The sequence below is a fragment of the Stenotrophomonas maltophilia genome (genome assembly GCF_004920835.1).
In the GTDB taxonomy this organism is placed as follows: domain Bacteria; phylum Pseudomonadota; class Gammaproteobacteria; order Xanthomonadales; family Xanthomonadaceae; genus Stenotrophomonas; species Stenotrophomonas maltophilia_AQ.
In genome coordinates this window covers 12947-31088 of sequence record NZ_QFHO01000018.1, presented here as the reverse complement: position 1 = coordinate 31088, position 18142 = coordinate 12947, and the positions used below count along the sequence as shown (strand labels likewise).

19 protein-coding genes are annotated in these 18142 nt (G+C 67.2%); 8 read left to right on the top strand and 11 right to left on the bottom strand.

The window, feature by feature from the left end:
- Positions 1–21: 21 nt before the first annotated feature.
- Positions 22–948 (top strand): Grx4 family monothiol glutaredoxin, encoded by a 927-nt coding sequence (grxD, locus tag DI041_RS13630; RefSeq protein ID WP_046983009.1) that lies wholly within the window; start codon positions 22–24, stop codon positions 946–948.
- A gap of 77 nt (positions 949–1025) precedes the next feature.
- Here the strand turns inward: grxD and DI041_RS13625 are convergent, their stop codons facing one another.
- Both DI041_RS13625 and DI041_RS13620 read right to left on the bottom strand, forming a co-directional pair.
- Positions 1026–1565: a DUF924 family protein gene (locus DI041_RS13625; RefSeq protein ID WP_046983008.1), complete on the bottom strand. Its 540-nt coding sequence runs from the start codon at positions 1563–1565 to the stop codon at positions 1026–1028.
- A gap of 43 nt (positions 1566–1608) precedes the next feature.
- Positions 1609–2385 (bottom strand): AMP nucleosidase, encoded by a 777-nt coding sequence (locus tag DI041_RS13620; protein WP_005414446.1) that lies wholly within the window; start codon positions 2383–2385, stop codon positions 1609–1611.
- 153 nt (positions 2386–2538) lie between these two features.
- Between DI041_RS13620 and DI041_RS13615 the strand changes: the two genes are divergently transcribed.
- From DI041_RS13615 to DI041_RS13595, 5 genes are all read left to right on the top strand, one after another.
- Positions 2539–3948 (top strand): amidohydrolase, encoded by a 1410-nt coding sequence (locus DI041_RS13615; protein ID WP_136639612.1) that lies wholly within the window; start codon positions 2539–2541, stop codon positions 3946–3948.
- Complete coding sequence (locus tag DI041_RS13610; protein ID WP_136639613.1) at positions 3948–5210, top strand: amidohydrolase family protein; 1263 nt, start codon at positions 3948–3950, stop codon at positions 5208–5210. Before DI041_RS13615 ends, DI041_RS13610 begins: the two co-directional genes overlap by 1 nt.
- Positions 5211–5230: 20 nt before the next feature.
- Positions 5231–5863 carry a 2-hydroxychromene-2-carboxylate isomerase gene (locus DI041_RS13605; protein WP_046983005.1) on the top strand — a complete coding sequence of 211 codons (633 nt, stop codon included), beginning with the start codon at positions 5231–5233 and terminating at the stop codon, positions 5861–5863.
- A gap of 95 nt (positions 5864–5958) precedes the next feature.
- Positions 5959–6900, top strand: coding sequence for a DegV family protein (locus DI041_RS13600; protein WP_046983004.1), 942 nt, complete (start codon positions 5959–5961; stop codon positions 6898–6900).
- A 77-nt stretch (positions 6901–6977) separates the two neighbouring features.
- On the top strand, positions 6978–7316 hold the full coding sequence (locus tag DI041_RS13595) for a hypothetical protein (RefSeq protein WP_005410998.1): 339 nt from the start codon (positions 6978–6980) through the stop codon (positions 7314–7316).
- Between the two features lie 110 nt (positions 7317–7426).
- Here the strand turns inward: DI041_RS13595 and DI041_RS13590 are convergent, their stop codons facing one another.
- The 4 genes from DI041_RS13590 to DI041_RS13575 all read right to left on the bottom strand — a co-directional run bounded on the left by DI041_RS13590 (position 7427) and on the right by DI041_RS13575 (position 12541).
- Positions 7427–8839 (bottom strand): efflux transporter outer membrane subunit, encoded by a 1413-nt coding sequence (locus tag DI041_RS13590; protein ID WP_136639614.1) that lies wholly within the window; start codon positions 8837–8839, stop codon positions 7427–7429.
- Positions 8836–9918 (bottom strand): HlyD family secretion protein, encoded by a 1083-nt coding sequence (locus DI041_RS13585; protein WP_136639615.1) that lies wholly within the window; start codon positions 9916–9918, stop codon positions 8836–8838. The genes DI041_RS13590 and DI041_RS13585 overlap by 4 nt, the downstream gene beginning before the upstream one ends.
- Before the next feature lie 21 nt (positions 9919–9939).
- Positions 9940–11469, bottom strand: a complete 1530-nt coding sequence (locus tag DI041_RS13580) for an MFS transporter (protein ID WP_046983000.1) — start codon at positions 11467–11469, stop codon at positions 9940–9942.
- 154 nt (positions 11470–11623) lie between these two features.
- Positions 11624–12541: a LysR family transcriptional regulator gene (locus DI041_RS13575; protein ID WP_012512076.1), complete on the bottom strand. Its 918-nt coding sequence runs from the start codon at positions 12539–12541 to the stop codon at positions 11624–11626.
- Between the two features lie 141 nt (positions 12542–12682).
- Here DI041_RS13575 and DI041_RS13570 point away from each other — a divergent pair, with 141 nt between their 5' ends.
- A complete protein-coding gene (locus DI041_RS13570) occupies positions 12683–13129 on the top strand; it encodes a universal stress protein (RefSeq protein ID WP_046983014.1) in 447 nt (148 codons plus the stop codon).
- Between the two features lie 5 nt (positions 13130–13134).
- A complete protein-coding gene (locus DI041_RS13565; RefSeq protein WP_046982999.1) occupies positions 13135–13605 on the top strand; it encodes a hypothetical protein in 471 nt (156 codons plus the stop codon).
- Between the two features lie 29 nt (positions 13606–13634).
- On the opposite strand, the gene DI041_RS13560 is transcribed toward DI041_RS13565, so the two are convergent.
- The 5 genes from DI041_RS13560 to frmR form a co-directional block, all read right to left on the bottom strand.
- Positions 13635–15080, bottom strand: a complete 1446-nt coding sequence (locus DI041_RS13560; RefSeq protein ID WP_136639616.1) for a GGDEF domain-containing protein — start codon at positions 15078–15080, stop codon at positions 13635–13637.
- A gap of 186 nt (positions 15081–15266) precedes the next feature.
- Entirely contained in the window at positions 15267–16097 is an 831-nt protein-coding gene (gene fghA / locus DI041_RS13555) for an S-formylglutathione hydrolase (RefSeq protein WP_136639617.1), read from the bottom strand.
- Between the two features lie 63 nt (positions 16098–16160).
- The gene (locus DI041_RS13550) at positions 16161–16520 is read right to left on the bottom strand and encodes a YqcC family protein (protein WP_046982996.1); all 360 of its coding nucleotides are present in this window, start codon (positions 16518–16520) and stop codon (positions 16161–16163) included.
- Positions 16521–16528: 8 nt separating this feature from the next.
- Positions 16529–17638 carry an S-(hydroxymethyl)glutathione dehydrogenase/class III alcohol dehydrogenase gene (locus DI041_RS13545; protein ID WP_046982995.1) on the bottom strand — a complete coding sequence of 370 codons (1110 nt, stop codon included), beginning with the start codon at positions 17636–17638 and terminating at the stop codon, positions 16529–16531.
- A 57-nt stretch (positions 17639–17695) separates the two neighbouring features.
- A complete protein-coding gene (frmR, locus tag DI041_RS13540) occupies positions 17696–17971 on the bottom strand; it encodes a formaldehyde-responsive transcriptional repressor FrmR (protein WP_005411009.1) in 276 nt (91 codons plus the stop codon).
- Between the last annotated feature and the right edge of the window lie 171 nt (positions 17972–18142).

The window sequence follows — 18142 nt, the reverse complement described above, 5'->3', positions numbered from 1 at the left end:
ATTCCCGGAACCCAGACGTCCATGTCCCTCGATCCCGCCCTGCGTTCGCGCATCGAAACCATTCTCAACGACAACCGCGTCGTGCTGTTCATGAAGGGCCAGCCGTCGATGCCGCAGTGTGGTTTCTCGGCCAAGGCCGTGGGCGCCCTGCAGGACCTGGGCATCGAGTTCGCCCATGTCAACGTGCTGGCCGACCAGGAAATCCGTGAAGGCATCAAGGCCTATGGCGACTGGCCGACCATCCCGCAGCTGTACATCGACGGCGAACTGGTCGGCGGCAGCGACATCGTGCTGCAGATGGCCGCCAGCGGCGAGCTGAGCAGCGTGCTCGGCCTGGCCGCGCCGGACCGCACCCCGCCGAACATCACCGTCACCCCGGCCGCCGTGGAAATGCTCAAGGGCGCGCTGGCCGACGCCCCGGGCGCCGCCCTGCAGCTGAGCATCGACGCCGGCTTCCAGCCGAACTTCCAGCTGGCCCCGCACGACGAAGGCGCGATCGCCGCCGAATCCAACGGCCTGCGCGTGCAGTTCGACCTGGCCAGCGCCCGTCGCGCCAACGGCATCACCATCGACTGGGTGGACGACATCCGCGGCAAGGGCCTGGCGATCGACAACCCGAACGCGCCCAAGCCGGTGCAGGAAATCAGCGTGCGTGATGCCGACGACCTGGTGCGTGCCGGCAACATCACCCTGGTGGACGTGCGCCCGGCCGATGAGCGCGCCATCGCAGCGGTCGGCGTGCCGTTCAAGAGCTTCGACGGCAACGGCCGCGCCGAACTGGAAGCTCTGCCCAAGGACACCGCCCTGGCCTTCATGTGCCACCACGGCGGCCGCAGCGCACAGGCGGCCGAGCAGTTCCGCGCGCTGGGCTTCACCAAGGTGTTCAACGTCACCGGCGGCATCAACGCTTGGTCGGAAGACGTGGACAACGGCGTGCCGAAGTACTGATCGGCACTGAAAAAGGGGACGGAGGGGATCAAGTCGTTTGTGCCTCAAACGACTTGATCCCCTCCGTCCCCTTTTTCTTATCCGGCAAACCCGCCTTCGGCGAGGTAGTCCAGTTCTTCCGGCGTCGGAATGCGGCCAACCACCGCGTTGCGGTGCGGGAAGCGGCCGAAGCGGCGGATGATGTCGCGGTGCAGTTCGGCGTACTGCAGGTATTCCTTGTCACCCAGCACGTCGAACATCGCCACCGAGCGGTCCTGGTCCAGCGGATCCTCGGAATGTTCGAACGGCAGGTAGATGAAGGCGCGCAGCTTGGGCACCAGCTGCAGATCCAGGCCTTCCTCGATGGCACGCGTGGCGTAGTGCCGCGCCAGGCCGTCGGTCGCATAGGAATGCGCGGTACCACGGAAGCAGTTGCGCGGAAACTGGTCCAGCAGCAGCATCAGGGCCAGCGCCCCTTCGGCACTGCCCAGCCAATGTTCGCGCGCGCGCGACGCCGCTGCGAAATGCTCATCCAGAAACAACTGGCGGAACTGCGCGTCGAACGCGTCGTCGCGGGCGAACCACTTCGCAGGGCCCGCCTCCTTCCAGAATTCCACCACTTGCGCGGCAACGTCCATTACCTACTCCCAGGCCCGGACGCCCCGCGCCCGGCCTTCATCATCATTCGTCGAAGCGCAGGTGGCGGACCGACTTGCCGTTGCGCCGGATAAGCTTAAGCGCCTCGATGCCGATCTGGATATGGTTTTCCACGAACTGGGAGCTGACCTTGGCATCGGAGGCCTCGGTCTTGACCCCGTCCGGGATCATCGGCTGGTCCGAAACCAGCAGCAGCGCGCCGCTGGGGATGTGGTTGGCGAAGCCGGCGGCGAACACGGTGGCCGTTTCCATGTCGATGGCCATGCAGCGCATTGCCCGCAGCCGCTCCTTGAAGGCCTCGTCGTGCTCCCAGACCCGGCGGTTGGTGGTGTAGACGGTGCCGGTCCAGTAATCGTGGCCGAGGTCGCGGATCATGGTCGAAACCGCACGCTGCAGCGCGAAGGCCGGCAGCGCCGGTACTTCCGGCGGCAGGTAGTCGCCCGAAGTGCCCTCGCCGCGGATCGCCGCGATCGGCAGCACCAGGTCGCCCAGCTGGTTCTTGCGCTTGAGGCCGCCGCACTTGCCCAGGAACAACACTGCCTTGGGCATCACCGCCGACAGCAGGTCCATGATGATCGCGGCGTTGGGGCTGCCCATGCCGAAGTTGATCATGGTGATGCCATCGATGGTGGCACTGGCCATCGGCCGGTCCAGGCCGATGACCGGCGCACCGGTCAGCTCCGAGAACGTATGCAGGTAGCCGCCGAAGTTGGTCAGCAGGATGTGCTGGCCGAACTGGTCCAGCGGTACGCCGGTATAGCGCGGCAGCCAGTTGTCGACGATTTCCTGCTTGCTCTTCATGGACGGTCCGGTACGGCGGGGGACCGGCTATTTTCGGCCAGCCGGGCGATGCCGTCGAGCAGCCGCATGCCACCATGTGAAGAAGGTCACTTGGCAAACACGCCGCCGCCCGGCTAGCGTCGGCGGCTTGGACTACGCCGCGAGGGGAACTACATGGCATCGACGTTGTTGCGCGTCGGGGTGGCATTGGCGCTGCTTTCATTGAGCACGGCACCGGCAGTGGGCGCCTCGCGCTTCGTCGCCGATCCCTACCCCAGCACCTACCAGGCCCATCCCGATGCGCCAGTGCTGATCCAGAACGCCACCGTGCTGACCGGCACCGGCCAGCGCCTGGACAACGCCGACGTACTGCTGCGCGATGGCCGCATCGTCGCGGTCGGCCGCCAGCTGCAGGCCGACCCCGGCATCACCCGCATCGACGCGCAGGGCAAGTGGGTGACCCCGGGCCTGATCGACGTGCACTCGCATCTGGGCGTGTACCCCAGCCCGGGGGTTGGCGCGCACAGCGACGGCAACGAGATGACCGCACCGGTCACCGCCAACGTCTGGGCCGAACACTCGGTGTGGCCGCAGGACCCCGGCTTCGCCACGGCCCTGGCCGGTGGCGTGACCAGCATGCAGGTGCTGCCGGGTTCGGCGAACCTGGTGGGTGGCCGTGGCGTGACCCTGAAGAACGTCCCGGCCATCACCTACCAGGCCATGAAATTCCCCGGTGCGCCGTGGGGGTTGAAGATGGCCTGCGGCGAGAACCCGAAACGGGTCTACGGCGAAGGCAAGGGCGTGACCCCGGCCACGCGGATGGGCAACGTGGCCGGCTACCGCGCGGCCTTCATCGATGCGGCCGACTACATCGCCAAGAACAAACCCAAGCCGGCCAAGCGCAAGGGCTGGTTCGGCAGTGACAAGGGCGACAGTGCCGGTGATGCCGGCGGCAAGCGCGATCTCAAGCTGGACACGCTGGCCGGCGCCATCGAAGGCGACATCCGCGTGCACATCCACTGCTACCGCGCCGACGAGATGGCCACCATGCTCGACCTGGCCAAGGAGTTCGGTTTCAAGGTCGCTGCGTTCCACCACGGCGTGGAGGCCTACAAGCTGGCCGACCGGCTGGCTGCCGACGGCGTCTGCGGTGCGCTGTGGGCCGACTGGTGGGGCTTCAAGATGGAAGCCTTCGACGGTATCCCGGAGAACATCGCGCTGGTCGACCGCCCGAAAAACAGCTGCGCCATCGTCCACTCCGATTCACCCGAGGGCATCCAGCGCCTGAACCAGGAAGCCGCCAAGGTGATGGCCTCCGCGCGACGCGCACGCATGCCGGAGATCACGCCCGAACGTGCCATCACCTGGATGACCGCCAACGCCGCCAAGGCGCTGGGCATCGAAGGCCAGACCGGCAGCCTGGAGGCCGGCAAGATGGCCGACGTGGTGGTGTGGAATGGAAATCCCTTCAGTTCGTACGCACTGGCCGAGCAGGTCTTCGTCGATGGCCGACGCCTGTACGACCGCAACGCGCCGCGAGCAACGCCGCGTTCCGATTTCCAGCTTGGCCAGGAGGTGCGCTGATGGGCGTGTTGAACAAGCGCCGCCGGGCATGGCCCGGCGCTACCTTGGTTGCGCTGTTGTTGATGACAACCGCAGCCTCGGCGCAGGACCTGTTGGTGCGCAACGCGACGGTGCATACCGCCAGCGCGCGCGGCAGCCTGCAGAATGCCGATGTGCTGGTGCAGGGTGGCGTCATCCGCGCGGTGGGCAACGGCCTGTCGGCACCGGCCGGCGCCACCGTGGTCGAGGCCAATGGCCGCCCACTGACGCCTGCACTGTTCGGCGGCATCACCGAGACCGGCATCGAAGAAGTTTCCGGTGAATCGAGCACGGTGGACAGTTCGCTGAAGATCGGCGAGCAACCGCTGCGGCCGGAATTCGACGTCACCCTCGCCTACAACCCGGCCTCAGTGCTGATTCCGGTCACGCGGCTGGAAGGCATCGGCTTCACTGCGTTGGGGGCAGCCACCGGCGGTGGCTTCGTGGCGGGCCAGGGCGGCGTGATGCGGCTGGATGGCAGCATCGACCCGATCGGTCCGCGCGCGCTGTTCCTGCGCATCGGCGCAGCGGCCTCAGAACTGACCGGTCATTCGCGCGCCGCACAGTGGATGCTGCTGCAGCAGATGATCGACGAGGCGCGTGGCCAAGTGGCTGCGGACTCGCCGCATGCATTGCTGACCCCCGCCGGGCGCCGCACGCTCAGCCGTTACCTGGCCGGCCAGGGCCGCATCGTGGTGGAAGTGGACCGTGCCGCCGACATCCGCCAGCTGCTGCGCTGGGCCGCCCGCGAGAAAGTGAAGATCGCCATCTCCGGCGCCAGCGAAGCCTGGCAGGTGGCCCCGGAACTGGCCGCTGCGCACGTGCCGGTGTTCGTCGACGTACTGTCCAATCTGCCCGCCAGCTTCGACCAGATCGGTGCCACCCTGGAAAACGCTGCGCGCCTGCAGCGTGCCGGCGTAGCGGTCTCCTTCGTGCAGCGCGGCGACGCCAGCCACAACGCACGCAAGATGCGCCAGCTGGCCGGCAATGCGGTGGCCAATGGCCTGCCCTGGGCCGATGGCCTGGCCGGCCTGACCCGGGTACCGGCGCAGGCGTTCGGCGTGGCCGACCAGATTGGCAGCATCGAACCCGGCAAGCGTGCCGACCTGGTGCTGTGGGAAGGCGACCCACTGGACGTGGCGCACTATGCAGAGCAGGTCTGGCTGGGTGGTCGTGCAATGCCGATGCGCTCACGGCAGACCGAACTGCGCGACCGCTACCTGCAGCGCAACGCGCAGCCCTGACCGCACACGAGGACACACCGATGGCCACACTGCGCTGGTATTTCGATTTCATCTCGCCCTATTCCTACCTGCATTGGCAGAAGCTGAAGCAGCTGCCGCAGTTCGCGCAGATCCAGACCGTGCCGATCGCCTTCGGTGCGGTGCTGCACCACCTGGGCAACCTCGGACCTGCGGAGATTCCGGCCAAGCGGCGCTTCATCTACCGCCAGCTGCTGTGGACCGCGCAGGCCGAGGGCACGCCGCTGCGCTTCCCGCCGGGTCATCCGTTCAACCCGTTGTCCGCCCTGCGCCTGTGCCTGGCCGCCGGCGCCAGCGCGCAGGCGGTGGACGTGCTGTTCGACTGGATCTGGCGCGACGGCAATGCCGCCGACAGCGCCGAGGCGCTGCGCGAGCCCGGCACCCGGCTGGGCATCGATGATGTCGCCACGGCCATCGCCGAACCGGCGGTCAAGGAGCAGTTGCGGCGCAATACCGAGGCCGCGATCAGCGCCGGCGTGTTCGGTGTGCCGACCCTGGCCATCGACGGGGAACTGTTCTGGGGCAACGACGCCCACCCGCTGATGGCCGCGGTTCTGGCCGATCCTGGCCTGCTGCAGCAGCCCGAATGGCAGCGCCTGGCCAGCCTGCCGGTGGCGGTGCAGCGCAGTCGCTGAACAGGGCGTGGCGCGTTTCCCTCGCGCGCCTGGCTGGGATTTGAGATAGATTTCACGTTTCCGAACCTACAACCGCCCTGGAGGGGGAGCCGCGGATGCGCATCGGAATCGTCGTCGACTCGGCCTGCGACCTGCCGCAGGCCTTCATTGCCGAACACAACATCGTGCTGCTGCCGATCACCGTACGGATCGGCGAAGCGGTGCTGGCCGATCACCGCGATGAGCAGGCTACGCTGAGCTTCCTGCATGCGCATGTGGCCGAGCACGGTGCTGAAGCGGAGACCATTCCCTTCAGCGTCAACCAGATCCGCGACCTGTTCCTGCAGCAGCTGGTGATCGATTACGACCACGTGTTCTGCATGACCATCACCAAGACCCGTAGCCCGATCCACGACAACGCGCTGCAGGCCAGTTTCGCCATCCTCAACGACTACAAGCCGGTGCGTCAGGCGGCCGGCTACAACTCGCCGTTCGCGCTGCGTGTGCTCGACACCCAGAACCTGTTCGCCGCCCAGGCGGTGACGGCGGTGGAAGCGGTGCGCCTGCGCGACAGCAACGCCAGCGTGCAGCAGATCCGCGAGCGGCTGGAGGAACTGGCTGGCAACGTACACGGCTACATGGTCACCCGTGACCTGTACTACATGCGCGCGCGTGCGCGGCACAAGGGCGACCGTAGTGTCGGCCTGCTCAGCGCCGCACTGGGCAGCGCGCTGGACATCAAGCCGGTGCTGCATGGCTACCGCGGCGAGACCGGGCCGGTGGCCAAGATCAAGGGCTTCGACAACGCCGTGCAGAAGCTGTTCGCGGTGGTCGGCCAGCGCGTGCGCGCCGGGCTGATGACACCCACGGTGTGCGTCAGCTACGGCGGTGAGCTGGACGAGCTGCGCACCCTGCCCGGCTACGCGCAGCTGAAGGAAATCTGCGCCACCCATGGCGTGACCGTGTACGAATCGGTGATGAGCCTGACCGGCATGGTCAACGTCGGCAAGGGCGCGGTCACCGTGGGCTTCGCCGATGGGCCGCATCGGTTTGAATGAGGGCCAACGCAGGCTGGTATCTGCACATCGATTCCACCGCGACTGTGCCAGCCTTTCCACACTTCAAGGAGAACTCCATGCCTGCGCAGTACCACATCAGCCTGCCCGACCCGTCCAAGGCCCGCGGTAACGACCCCGACCTGTCCTTCCATTCGCAGGGTGCGGCCGGCTTCGCCGAAGAACTGCAGGATGCCCTGCGCAGCGGCACGCTGTTCGAGCGCTGGAAAGCCAAGCAGCCCGACCCGGATGCGGTGGAACCGCAGTGGGGCGTGACCGATCCGGAGGCCACCGTGACCGGCGAGCAGAAGGACCTGCGCATCAACCTGGTCGCCACCACCCGCATCGACAGTGACGTGTTCAAGCAGCGCCTGCGCCTGCTCGCCGGCAGCCACTGGGAGCTGCGCGACGTGCGTTGAGGCCATGCTCTGGTAGATGCCAACCTTGGTTGGCGCTTCTGAAAAAAGCTGCCAACCAAGGTTGGCAACTACCGACGAACCGCCGGGCATGGCCCGGCGTTTCCATTTCCCTACCAGCCACCGCCCAGCGCGCGGTACAGCTCCACCCGCGCGATCGCGGCGGTGGCCTGGCTTTTGGCCAGCGCGGCCTGGTTGTCCAGCGCAATGCGCTGGGTGGTCAGCACATCCAGCATGTCGACCACACCGGCCTGGTACTGCCGGCGCGCCGTACCCAGTGCGGTCTCGCTCTCATCCACCGCCACGTGCAGCTGCACCGTGCGCTGCTGCTCGGCACTGTAGCCATCAATGGCGTCGTCCACTTCATGCCAGGCCTGCAGCACGGTGCGGCGGAACTGCAGCGACGACTGTTGCTGCTGCAGCTTGCTCAGCGCCAAGTTGGCCTTCAACCGGCCGCCCTGGAAGATCGGCACGCTGATCGACGGCCCGATGCTGAAGCGGTGCGCGTTCCAGCCGTCCAGATCATCCAGCTGTTTGGCCTGGAAGCCAGCGTCGCCATTCAAGGTGATGCGCGGCAGGAAACTGGCCTTGGCCACGCCGATGCCGGCCGTTGCCGCATGCAGTGCCGCTTCGGCACGACGGATGTCCGGGCGACGCTCGGCCAGTTCACTGGGCAGCCCCACCGCTACGGTCGGCAACGCTGGCCAGTCACGGCGTGCATCCTGCAGCTGCGCGTCCAGCGCCTGCGGCGGCTGGGCCAGCAGGAACGCCAGCGCATTGCGCAACTGCGATTCACGATGCCGCAGCGGCGCGATGCGTGCCTGCAGCGATGCCACCTGCGCGGACGCGCTGGACACCTGCAGCGTGCTGGCAACGCCCTGCTGCTGGCGTGCCTCGGTCAGGCGCTTCATGTCGAGGGCGATGCTGAGGTTGTCCTCGGTGATCGCCAGCAGCTGCCGTGTCGCACGCAGCTGCAGGTAGTCACGCGCGGTTTCCGCCAGCAGCGCAATGCGCACCGCGTGTGCATCCTCCTCCGCCATCTGCACGCGTGCATCGGCCGCTTCCACCTGTCGGCGCACGCGCCCCCACAGGTCCAGTTCCCAGCTCAGGCCGATACCGGTCTGGAACAGCCCATAGTCATCACGGCCGCCATTACCGGATGGATCATTCAGGCCCACTTCGCTGTTGCGTGCGCGCACGCCACTGGCGCTCGCGCTGACGCTGGGCAGGCGATCAGCGGCAGTGATGCCGCGTGCGGCGCGGCTCTGCTGCACGCGGTTGGCCGCCAGCTGCAGGTCCAGGTTGGCCGCCAGCACCTGGCTGGCCAGCTGGCCCAGCAGTGGATCATCGAAGCCGGCCCACCAGGCCGCGTCCTGGTCGATGGCGTTGCCGGCGACGGCCTCACCCTGCCAGTCGCTGGGCAGTTCCGCCTGCGGGCGCACGAAGTCCGGCCCCATCGTGCAGGCAGCCAGGACCGTGCACACGCTGGCCGCAACGAAGGTGCGGAACACGGTGACCGCGCTCATGCACCCTCCTCGCCTTTGTGGCCCTGTTCGCGCTGCGCACTCTGCGCACGCGTGCCGCTCCCCAGGTCAACGCTGGCTTCCACCGACATGCCGGCACGCAGCTGCTCCAGCAGCGGCTGACCCGGCTCCAGCACGATCTTCACCGGAATACGCTGCACCACCTTGGTGAAGTTGCCGGTGGCGTTTTCCGGCGCTACCGCGGCGAAGGTGACGCCGGTCGCCGGTGCGATGCTGTCGATGTGCCCGCGCAGCGGCTTGCCCGGGAACACGTCCACCTTCAGTTCGACCTGCTGGCCGGCCTGCATGCGGGTCATCTGCGTTTCCTGGAAGTTGGCGACCACGAAGGCGCGCTTCAGCGGCACCACCGCAGCCACCGGCGTACCCGGGGTCAGGTAGGCACCCACGCGCACTGCGCGACGACCGACCACGCCATCGATCGGTGCACGCAGCACGGTGTGCGACAGATCCAGTTCGGCGCGCGCCTGCGCCGCTTCTGCGCGTTGCACCGCAGCCTGCGCGGCCTGCACGCCCGCGCTGAGGATGTCGGTGCGCTGGCGTGCGGTCGACAGCGCGGCCTGGCCCTGCTGCAGATGCGCACTGGCCACGGCCTGCTTCGATTGCGCCTGCTGTGCGTTCTGTACGGTACCGGCGCCGTCACGGGCCAGTTCGCGGTAACGCTGCTGGTCGGCACTGGCCAAGGTCAATTCGGAACGGCTGACATCGACGCTGGCCCTGGCCTGTTCGATCAGCGAGTCCTGCTGGGCCAGCGCGGCCTGCGCATTGGCAAGCTGTGCACGGGCATTGGCCAGGTCGGCACGGGCCGCCTGCAGTGCTACCTGGTAGTCGCGGTCGTCAATGCGGGCAAGCACGTCGCCGGCCTTCACCGACTGGTTGTCCTCCACCTCCACGGCACTGACAAAGCCAGGAATCTTCGGCGCGACCAACGTGTAATCAGCCACCACGTACGCGTTGTTGGTGGCCTGGTGGCTGCCATCGCGCAGCAGCAGCCAGGCGCCGATGGCCAGGGCCAGCACGCCCAGGCCCAGGCCGGTGTGGAGAGTGGTTCTATTGATCGTCATGAGGGGGTTCCTGCGAAAGGTTCAGGCCACGGCACGTGGCGGATGGATGCGGGTGGGCATCCAGGCAATGAGGGGAATGAAGGCCAGCGCGACCAGCGCGACCACCCAGTACAGGTCGGCCGAGGTCAGCGCCTGTACCTGTGCATGCAGGCGCGCGCCCAGCTGCGGGCCCTCGGCCAGCCACGGTTGCTCGCCAAGGCGGTCGACCAGCACGGTGGAATGGAAATGACGGCGGCCCTGGGCGACGGCATCAAGCACGCCGCTGGCGAGCACTGCAGCGAAGCCCTTGACCGTGTTGAACCACGCCGAGGCAAACGGGCCGTCCTGCGGTGGCAGGCCGTTGGTCGCCAGCATCAGCAGCGGCAGTACCGCCATCGGCTGGGCAAATACCTGCAGCAGCTGCACCCACAGGAAGTTGTCGCGGATCCAGGCCACATCCAGATGCGAGCCCAACCAGCACGCCAGCGCCAGCATCGCCAGGCCCGTGGCCTGCACCCAGCGGCAATCCACCGCGCGAACGTTCAACAACGCCGCCACCAGCGGCAGCGCGATCGCCTGTGGCAACGCCACCCACAGCAGCATCGGCGCGGTCTGCAACGGCCGGTAGCCCTGCACGCTGGCCAGGAAGCCGGACGGGATCGAGATTACCGCCAGCAGCACGAACAGCACGCCACCCAGCGTCACCAGCGAGTAGCTGAGGTTGCGGTTGGCCAGCAGCTGCAGCTTGAAGAATGGCAGCGGATGGAACCATTCATTGATCATGAACAGCACCATCAAGCCGGCACCGCCACCGATCATCAGGGTGATCATCGGCGAGTCGAACCAGTTCAGGCGCGGGCCCTGCACCAGGCCCAGCACCAGCAGCACCAGCGCCGGCAGGCCCAGCGCCAGGCCCACGCCGTCGAACTGGGCGAAGCGCTCCAGCCGCAGCGGGTCCTGTGGCAGGCCCCAGCTGACCATCGCCATGGCGGCCAGGCAGTACGGCACGATCTGCCAGAACGCCCAGTGCCAGCCCACCTGCTCGACCCAGAACGCGGCCAGCGGCGTGCCCATGCTGGGGCCGAACGTCGCCGTCAGCGCATAGCCGGCCAGGCCATACAACTTGATGCCCGGCGGCAGGAAGCGCAGCGCCACGCTCATCAGCAGCGGCGGCAGCGCGCCACCGCACAGACCCTGCAGCGCGCGCAGCAGCAGGAAAGTCTGCAGGTTCGGGGCAAGCGGGCACAGCACACCCAGCACCATGAAGCCACCGATCATCGCCAGCGCGAAACGGCGCAGCGAGAAGGTGGCGGCGCACCACGGAGCGAAGGCCATCGCGCTGACCGACATCGCGCTGTACAGGGCAACAATCCAGCTGCCGTCATCGACGCTGAAACCCATCGCACCGCGGATGTCGGCCAGGGCGACCTTGGTGATGTTCTCGTTGAAGCCCGACACCAGCACCGCCAGCAGCACGCCACACAAGCCGACCAGGACGCGGCGGTCGAGTCCGGGGGCGGCGGCGGGACGGGGCGCTGCGGTGGCCGGAACAGCAGCGGCCGGCGTACTCATCGCCGGGCACCGATCCGTGCAGTACACGGCATGTTGGGGGTCATTGGAATGCGCTCAGTGAAACTCCGGGGAGCGCAGTCTAGGGAGCCGTTACCTTGCGAAAAATGGCGTGACCGGCATCCCAGGCGTGCGTCCGGCGCACGCCTTCCGCCGATCAGTGGCGAGCCGCCTCGACCGAATCGCACATGCTCTTGATCGCCCGCCGCAGCCACTGGTGGGCGGGATCGTTGTCCATCCGCGGGTGCCAGGCCTGCACCAGCGCCACGGTGCGCACCGGTACTGGCAACGGGAACATGCGCAGCGGCAGGCCCATATGGGCGATGCGATCGAGCATCACGCTCGGCATCTGCGGCAGCACAAGATCCGAATCGGCAGCGGCGAAGATCGCGCCATGGAAGGTGGGAATCACCACCGCCACCCGCCGCTGCAGGCCCAGCGCTGCCAGTTCCTCGTCGATCGGTCCGTGCGCCAAGCCGCGCCGGGACACCGCGATGTGGTCGCAGGCGGCGAAACGTTCGGCACTGATATCACCATCGAACAAGGGATGGTCGGCGCGCGCCGCACCCAGCAGCGAGGTGGTGAACAGGTGCTGCACCTTGGTTTCCGGGCTGTGCTTGCCGGCGGTGCTGATGTACAGGTCGATCCGCCCCTGCACCATCGCATCGTCATCGGTATCGCCCTCGGGTACGAAGCGCAGCATGCAGCCAGGTGCCTGCTGGCGGAACACCTCGCGCAGCCGCCCTCCATAGCTGCCGATGAACACGTCGTTGGCGCGCACGCTGAAGGTCCGCTCCAGGGTTGCCATGTCCACTTCACGGCCGGCATTGAACACGCGGTGCGCCTGCTCGATGACATCACGGACCTGCTCGCGCAGTTCCAGTGCCCGCGGGGTGGGAGCCAGCCCACGGCCGGCGCGCACCAATACCGGGTCGCCAAGCGCGGTCCGGATCCGGCCCAGGGTACGGCTCATCGCCGGCGCGCTCAGGTTCATCCGCCGCGCGGCGGCGGCCACGCTGCATTCGTCGATCAGCACGTCCAGTGCCAACAACAGGTTCAGGTCCGGCAGGGGCATGACAGTCTCCAGTAAACCAGATGACTCTACGACAATCGCCACTGGCATGAAGTGCGTTTGATGCATTCATTGACTGCCGCGCACGGCATGGGTGCGCGCGGTGACATCGGCGACCATCCCTGGCCTGCAAAGGAGACATCCATGTTCACTACCCTGCTGGTCGCCCTCGACGGTGGCCCCCAGCACGCACGCGTGCTGGACCTGGCCGCCGCCATTGCCGGCCCCCGCAGCCGCCTGCACCTGCTGTGCGTGCTCGACCCCGAGTACGCGCTGGCCGCCGACGCCAGCGACGCCGACCGCGTCGAGTACCCCGAAGCCGCGCGCCAGCGCTCGAGGGCCGAAGCGATACTTGCCGAGGCACTGGCCGAGCTGCGCGAACGCGGCGTCGATGCCATCGCCCAGATTCCTTCAGGTGACCCCGGCGAAGTGATCAGCGACCAGGCCCGGCGCCTGAAATGCGACCTGATCGTGATCGGCCACCGCCATCTGTCCCGCCTGGAACGCCTGTTCGAACCCTCGATCGGGCAATGGACCATCGACCACGCGCCCTGTCCCGTGCTGGTGGAAACCCGCGACCCACAGCCCTAGCAACCATGGCCTCCCGTTCCCCGTTGTTTCCCACCCGCGTCAACTACCGCGCCTTCGGCCGCCAGTTCGGCCGTGGCGAACAGGCACTGCTGGCGGCGATACGCCAGCTGCACGATCCTGATCAACAGGCCGATGGACTCGCCCAGCTGAGCAGCCTCGGTATTGATCCCGAAGGCTGCGACGCGTTCGTCGGCCTGCTGCCGCTGCTGGCCACGCCCACCGCCCCGATCGACCTGTTGCCCGCCGGCTCACCGTTCATCGCGGCCAGCGAACTGGACCTGCTGGTCTGCCTGCTGCGCATCGCCCAGTGGCGGCATGCACGCCCGCGCGAAGATGACACGCTGGCACCGTTGCGCCAGCAACTGGCGCGCTGTGCGCTGGCCGTGCAGACGGCAAACCTGCCGTTGCGGCAACGCTCGTTGTCACCGGTCGGGCTGAGGCTGCTCGACCCGGCCGGCTGGCAGCGGCAACGCTGACCCAGCGCAGGGATGCGGATCCACGGCATTCAGCAGTCGATCGTGCCATGTGCGCTGCCTTCGTCATCAAGCACATGCGCATGCAGGACCACCCGGTTGCGGCCGGCACGCTTGGCGGCATACAGGCCGGCGTCAGCATCGGCCAGCAGCTGATCAGCGCTGGCCAGCGCCGGCGGATGCAGGTAGCCCACACCAACGCTGATGCTGACCCGTCCCTCCGGCAACGGAAGCACTTCCACCGCCTCGCGCAGGCGTTCGGCCAGTGCCAGCACACCGGACAGCGGGCTTGCCGGCACGATCACCGCGAACTCTTCACCGCCATAACGGGCAACACTGTCGCCGCCGCGACCGGCAATGGCCTTCAACACCGCGGCCACGGCCTGCAGGCAGCGATCCCCGGCGGGATGGCCGTGCTGGTCGTTGAACGCCTTGAAGTGATCGATGTCCACCAGCAGCAGGCCCAGCTCGCTGCCACTACGCCGCGCACGGTTCCACTCGGCCAGCAGCAGTGCATCGAACTCGCGGCGGTTGGCCACGCCGGTGAGGCCATCCTGCCGCGCCAGCTGGTCCAGGCCCGCCTGCCGCTCCATCAAGTCGGTCTGCAGCAGGATGCTGCGCAGGCCGAAGCCCAGCGTCGCCACCACGAACCCGCTGACTGCCAACGGCCGCGCGTGATCGACCACCAGCGTGCCGACCACCAGCAGCAGCAGCGGCAGGATCATCGGGCCAGCCGCCTGCACCGTGCGCGCCAGCCGCGGGTGAGGCACGGCGCCCGGCAGCGGTGCCCGGCTCAGCGCCAGCAACGCCAGCAGCAGGAACGGCAGGTCGATCAGCAGGTCGTTGTAGGCACCGAAGGAATCTTCCGAGGTGTAATGGTTGATGTAATAGGCCACCAGCAGGTAGGCCAGCGCATACAACGCCAGCGCGCGGAAGAAGCTGCGCCGCTCGGGCACGTCGCCGGCCAGCCAGCGCACCACCGCGAAGCCGGCGATGCACAGGTTCTGGATATCGAACATGCGCTGCATGCTGACCAGCGCCAAAGGATCGATCTCGACCCGGTCGGCGAACGACTGCGTATGTACGAAGAACAGTACGCCCAGCAGTGCCGCCATCGCTGCATCGATCAGGCTGATGCTCAGCCGCTCGCGTCGTGCACGGGCCAGGATGAACACCATCGGCACGCCATACAGCACGTACAGGAACAGGCTGGCCTGCGGGGTGATGTCGGCACGGCCAGCACCCAGTGCGTCGAACATGTTGATGGCCATGCCACCGGCCCACAGCAGCAGCGCCAGTGCGGTTGCACGCCAGCCCAGTGCTGCGCGGTCGCGACGGGCCCGCCACAGGCAGGCGGCAGCCGCCAACAGGGGCGCGCCGGTCAGGAACACGAACGAGCCGGCACCCGCCCCTTCCGGCCACAGGGCCACCACCAGGCCATGGCACAGCACATACAGCAGCGCCAGCACTACCGGCATGCATCCCCCGATCCGCAAGGCCGTATGGACGCACGATAGTCCTGCCCGCGCCACAGCGGCGTGATCCACTGCGGCAAGACGACACTCCACGTGCACCGCCATGGTAGTGCCGGCCGCTGGCCGGCAGTCCCAGGGAATCACAGGGCTGCAGGTTGCCGGCCAGCGGCCGGCACTACCGGAAAGCCGTCAGCCGTGCAGGGCGCGGGCGTGGTGGGCGATGTGCTCGCCGATGAAACTGGCGATGAAGTAGTAGCTGTGGTCGTAGCCCGGCTGCAGGCGCAGGGTCAGCGGATGGCCGGCGGCATCACAGGCCTGCTGCAGGCGCTGCGGTTGCAGCTGGGTCTGAAGGAATTCGTCCGCCTCACCCTGGTCGACCAGCAGCGGCAGGCGCTCGCTGGCCACTGCGATCAGCTCGCAGGCATCCCACTGCGCCCAGTCGGCCGGGTTGTCCCCCAGGTAGGCATGGAACGCCTTCTGCCCCCACGGCACGTGGCTGGGCGCGACGATCGGCGAGAACGCCGACACGCTGCGGTAGCGCCCCGGGTTGCGCAGCGCGATCACCAGCGCACCGTGGCCGCCCATCGAATGGCCACTGATCGCACGTGCATCGGTCACCGCGAAGTTGGCTTCGATCAGCGCCGGAAGCTCCTGTGCCACGTAGTCGTGCATGCGGTAGTGCTTCGCCCACGGCGCACGGCTGGCGTTGAGGTAGAACCCCGCCCCCTTGCCGATGTCATAGCCTTCGGCGTCGGCCACGTCATCGCCGCGCGGGCTGGTATCAGGCGCGACGATGATCACGCCGTGCTCGGCCGCATAGCGCTGCGCACCGGCCTTGGTGATGAAATTCTGCTCGGTGCAGGTCAGCCCGCTCAGCCAGTACAGCACCGGCAGCTTGCGAGTCTCCGCCTGCGGCGGCAGGTACACGGCGAACTGCATGTCGCAGCCCAGCGTGGCCGAATGATGGCGGTAGACGTCCTGCCAGCCGCCGAAACAGGCGCGGTGTTCAATGCGTTCCATGGTGCTCTCCTGCGCGGCGCGTGAGCGCACGCGTGCTTCTGGTAGATGCCGACCTGGGTCGGCTTATCCACGCGCGGCGTGGATGCCTTTGTTGATCAGTTCATCCAGCTGCGCCAGCAGGCGCAGCAACGATTCGACGCCAGGCTGGCCATCAAGATTGCGATAGGCAGCCGCGGCCACATCGCTGCGCGGCGGCCACTGCCCGGCCGCGCGCGCCTCGTAAAGGCGTGGCAGGAATACCTGCGCAAGCCACTGCTCGAACGGCATGCCATCGTCGCTGCCGAAGGCCGAGGTCACCACACGCGGTGGCCACACCTCCCCCACTACCCAGCCCAGCGCACGCAACGCCTGCTCGATCGGGGCCACCAGGGCCGCGCGCGGGTCTTCCGCACGCGGCCGGTGCAGGGCATCCAGCCAGCCCATGACGCGGCTCAGTAGTGGACCACCGAACGGATCGACTTGCCTTCATGCATCAGGTCGAAGGCTTCGTTGATCTTGTCCAGGTCCATGGTATGGGTGACGAACGGGGCCAGTTCGATATCTCCCTTCATCGCGTCTTCCACCATGCCCGGCAGCTGGCTGCGGCCCTTCACACCACCGAAAGCAGTACCCATCCACTTGCGGCCGGTCACCAGCTGGAACGGACGGGTGGAGATCTCCTGGCCCGAACCGGCCACACCGATCACCACGCTCTGGCCCCAGCCACGATGCGCGCATTCCAGCGCCGCGCGCATCACGTTGACGTTGCCGATGCACTCGAAGCTGTGGTCCACGCCCCAGGTGGTCATTTCAACGATGACCTGCTGGATCGGCTTGTCGAAGTCTTTCGGGTTGATGCAGTCGGTGGCACCGAATTCGCGGGCCAGCTCGAACTTGGACGGGTTGGTGTCCACCGCGATGATGCGGCCGGCCTTGGCCTGGCGCGCGCCCTGGATCACTGCAAGGCCGATGCCACCGAGGCCGAACACCGCCACGCTGTCGCCTTCCTGCACCTTGGCGGTGTTGTGCACCGCGCCGATGCCGGTGGTGACGCCGCAACCGAGCAGGCACACGTGTTCCGGGTTCGCTTCCGGATTGATCCTGGCCAGCGAAACTTCGGCCACCACGGTGTACTCGCTGAAGGTCGAGCAGCCCATGTAGTGGTACAGCGGCTCGCCGTTGTAGCTGAAGCGGCTGGTGCCATCGGGCATCACGCCCTTGCCCTGGGTGGCACGCACCGACACGCACAGGTTGGTCTTGCCGCTCTTGCAGAACAGGCACTCGCCGCACTCGGCGGTATACAGCGGAATCACGTGGTCGCCGGGCTTGACGCTGGTCACGCCCTCGCCCACTTCCACCACGATGCCAGCGCCCTCATGGCCCAGCACCACCGGGAACAGGCCTTCCGGATCATCGCCGGACAGGGTGAACGCATCGGTGTGGCAGACACCGGTGTGGGTGATCCTGACCAGCACTTCGCCTGCCTTCGGAGGGGCGACGTCGATCTCGACGATCTGCAGCGGCTGGCCGGGACCAAAGGCGACGGCGGCACGGGACTTCATGGTGGACTCTCCAGACATAGGGAAAACGGGATGCACGGCGCGGTGATGCGCCATCGCTTACTTCAGGTACGAACGGATCAATGCGCTCATGTCGCGCACGCGTTCGGCGCGCTGTTCATCGGAGGCCGCAGGTTGGCCGAACTCCTCGCGCAGATGGGCCTCCATCACCTCGGACATCAGGCCGTTGACCGCACCACGGATGGCGGCGATCTGCTGCAGCACCGGCCCGCAATCGGCGCCGGCTTCCAGTGCGCGGTCCAGCGCATCGCACTGGCCGCGGATGCGGCGCACGCGGGCCAGGACCTTCTTCTTCTCTTCGGGGGAGTGCGGCATGGCGAACTCGCTCGGAACTATACTGGGGGATAGTATACACGCGCGAACGAATGAGGCCATATCGTGCTGGCGGAGCATGCTCCAGGGATAGACCGGTCCGTAAATATGAATGAATAATAAATAGATTCAATTGTTACTTTTTCATGACGTAGGGTGCCGTGTTCGCCTCTG

Bases quoted from the DNA above. Each gene is read 5' to 3' on its own strand.
- grxD (WP_046983009.1), top strand. From the start codon at position 22: ATGTCCCTCGATCCCGCCCTGCGTTCGCGCATCGAAACCATTCTCAAC.
- DI041_RS13625 (WP_046983008.1), bottom strand. From the start codon at position 1,565: ATGGACGTTGCCGCGCAAGTGGTGGAATTCTGGAAGGAGGCGGGCCCT.
- DI041_RS13620 (WP_005414446.1), bottom strand. From the start codon at position 2,385: ATGAAGAGCAAGCAGGAAATCGTCGACAACTGGCTGCCGCGCTATACC.
- DI041_RS13615 (WP_136639612.1), top strand. From the start codon at position 2,539: ATGGCATCGACGTTGTTGCGCGTCGGGGTGGCATTGGCGCTGCTTTCA.
- DI041_RS13610 (WP_136639613.1), top strand. From the start codon at position 3,948: ATGGGCGTGTTGAACAAGCGCCGCCGGGCATGGCCCGGCGCTACCTTG.
- DI041_RS13605 (WP_046983005.1), top strand. From the start codon at position 5,231: ATGGCCACACTGCGCTGGTATTTCGATTTCATCTCGCCCTATTCCTAC.
- DI041_RS13600 (WP_046983004.1), top strand. From the start codon at position 5,959: ATGCGCATCGGAATCGTCGTCGACTCGGCCTGCGACCTGCCGCAGGCC.
- DI041_RS13595 (WP_005410998.1), top strand. From the start codon at position 6,978: ATGCCTGCGCAGTACCACATCAGCCTGCCCGACCCGTCCAAGGCCCGC.
- DI041_RS13590 (WP_136639614.1), bottom strand. From the start codon at position 8,839: ATGAGCGCGGTCACCGTGTTCCGCACCTTCGTTGCGGCCAGCGTGTGC.
- DI041_RS13585 (WP_136639615.1), bottom strand. From the start codon at position 9,918: ATGACGATCAATAGAACCACTCTCCACACCGGCCTGGGCCTGGGCGTG.
- DI041_RS13580 (WP_046983000.1), bottom strand. From the start codon at position 11,469: ATGAGTACGCCGGCCGCTGCTGTTCCGGCCACCGCAGCGCCCCGTCCC.
- DI041_RS13575 (WP_012512076.1), bottom strand. From the start codon at position 12,541: ATGCCCCTGCCGGACCTGAACCTGTTGTTGGCACTGGACGTGCTGATC.
- DI041_RS13570 (WP_046983014.1), top strand. From the start codon at position 12,683: ATGTTCACTACCCTGCTGGTCGCCCTCGACGGTGGCCCCCAGCACGCA.
- DI041_RS13565 (WP_046982999.1), top strand. From the start codon at position 13,135: ATGGCCTCCCGTTCCCCGTTGTTTCCCACCCGCGTCAACTACCGCGCC.
- DI041_RS13560 (WP_136639616.1), bottom strand. From the start codon at position 15,080: ATGCCGGTAGTGCTGGCGCTGCTGTATGTGCTGTGCCATGGCCTGGTG.
- fghA (WP_136639617.1), bottom strand. From the start codon at position 16,097: ATGGAACGCATTGAACACCGCGCCTGTTTCGGCGGCTGGCAGGACGTC.
- DI041_RS13550 (WP_046982996.1), bottom strand. From the start codon at position 16,520: ATGGGCTGGCTGGATGCCCTGCACCGGCCGCGTGCGGAAGACCCGCGC.
- DI041_RS13545 (WP_046982995.1), bottom strand. From the start codon at position 17,638: ATGAAGTCCCGTGCCGCCGTCGCCTTTGGTCCCGGCCAGCCGCTGCAG.
- frmR (WP_005411009.1), bottom strand. From the start codon at position 17,971: ATGCCGCACTCCCCCGAAGAGAAGAAGAAGGTCCTGGCCCGCGTGCGC.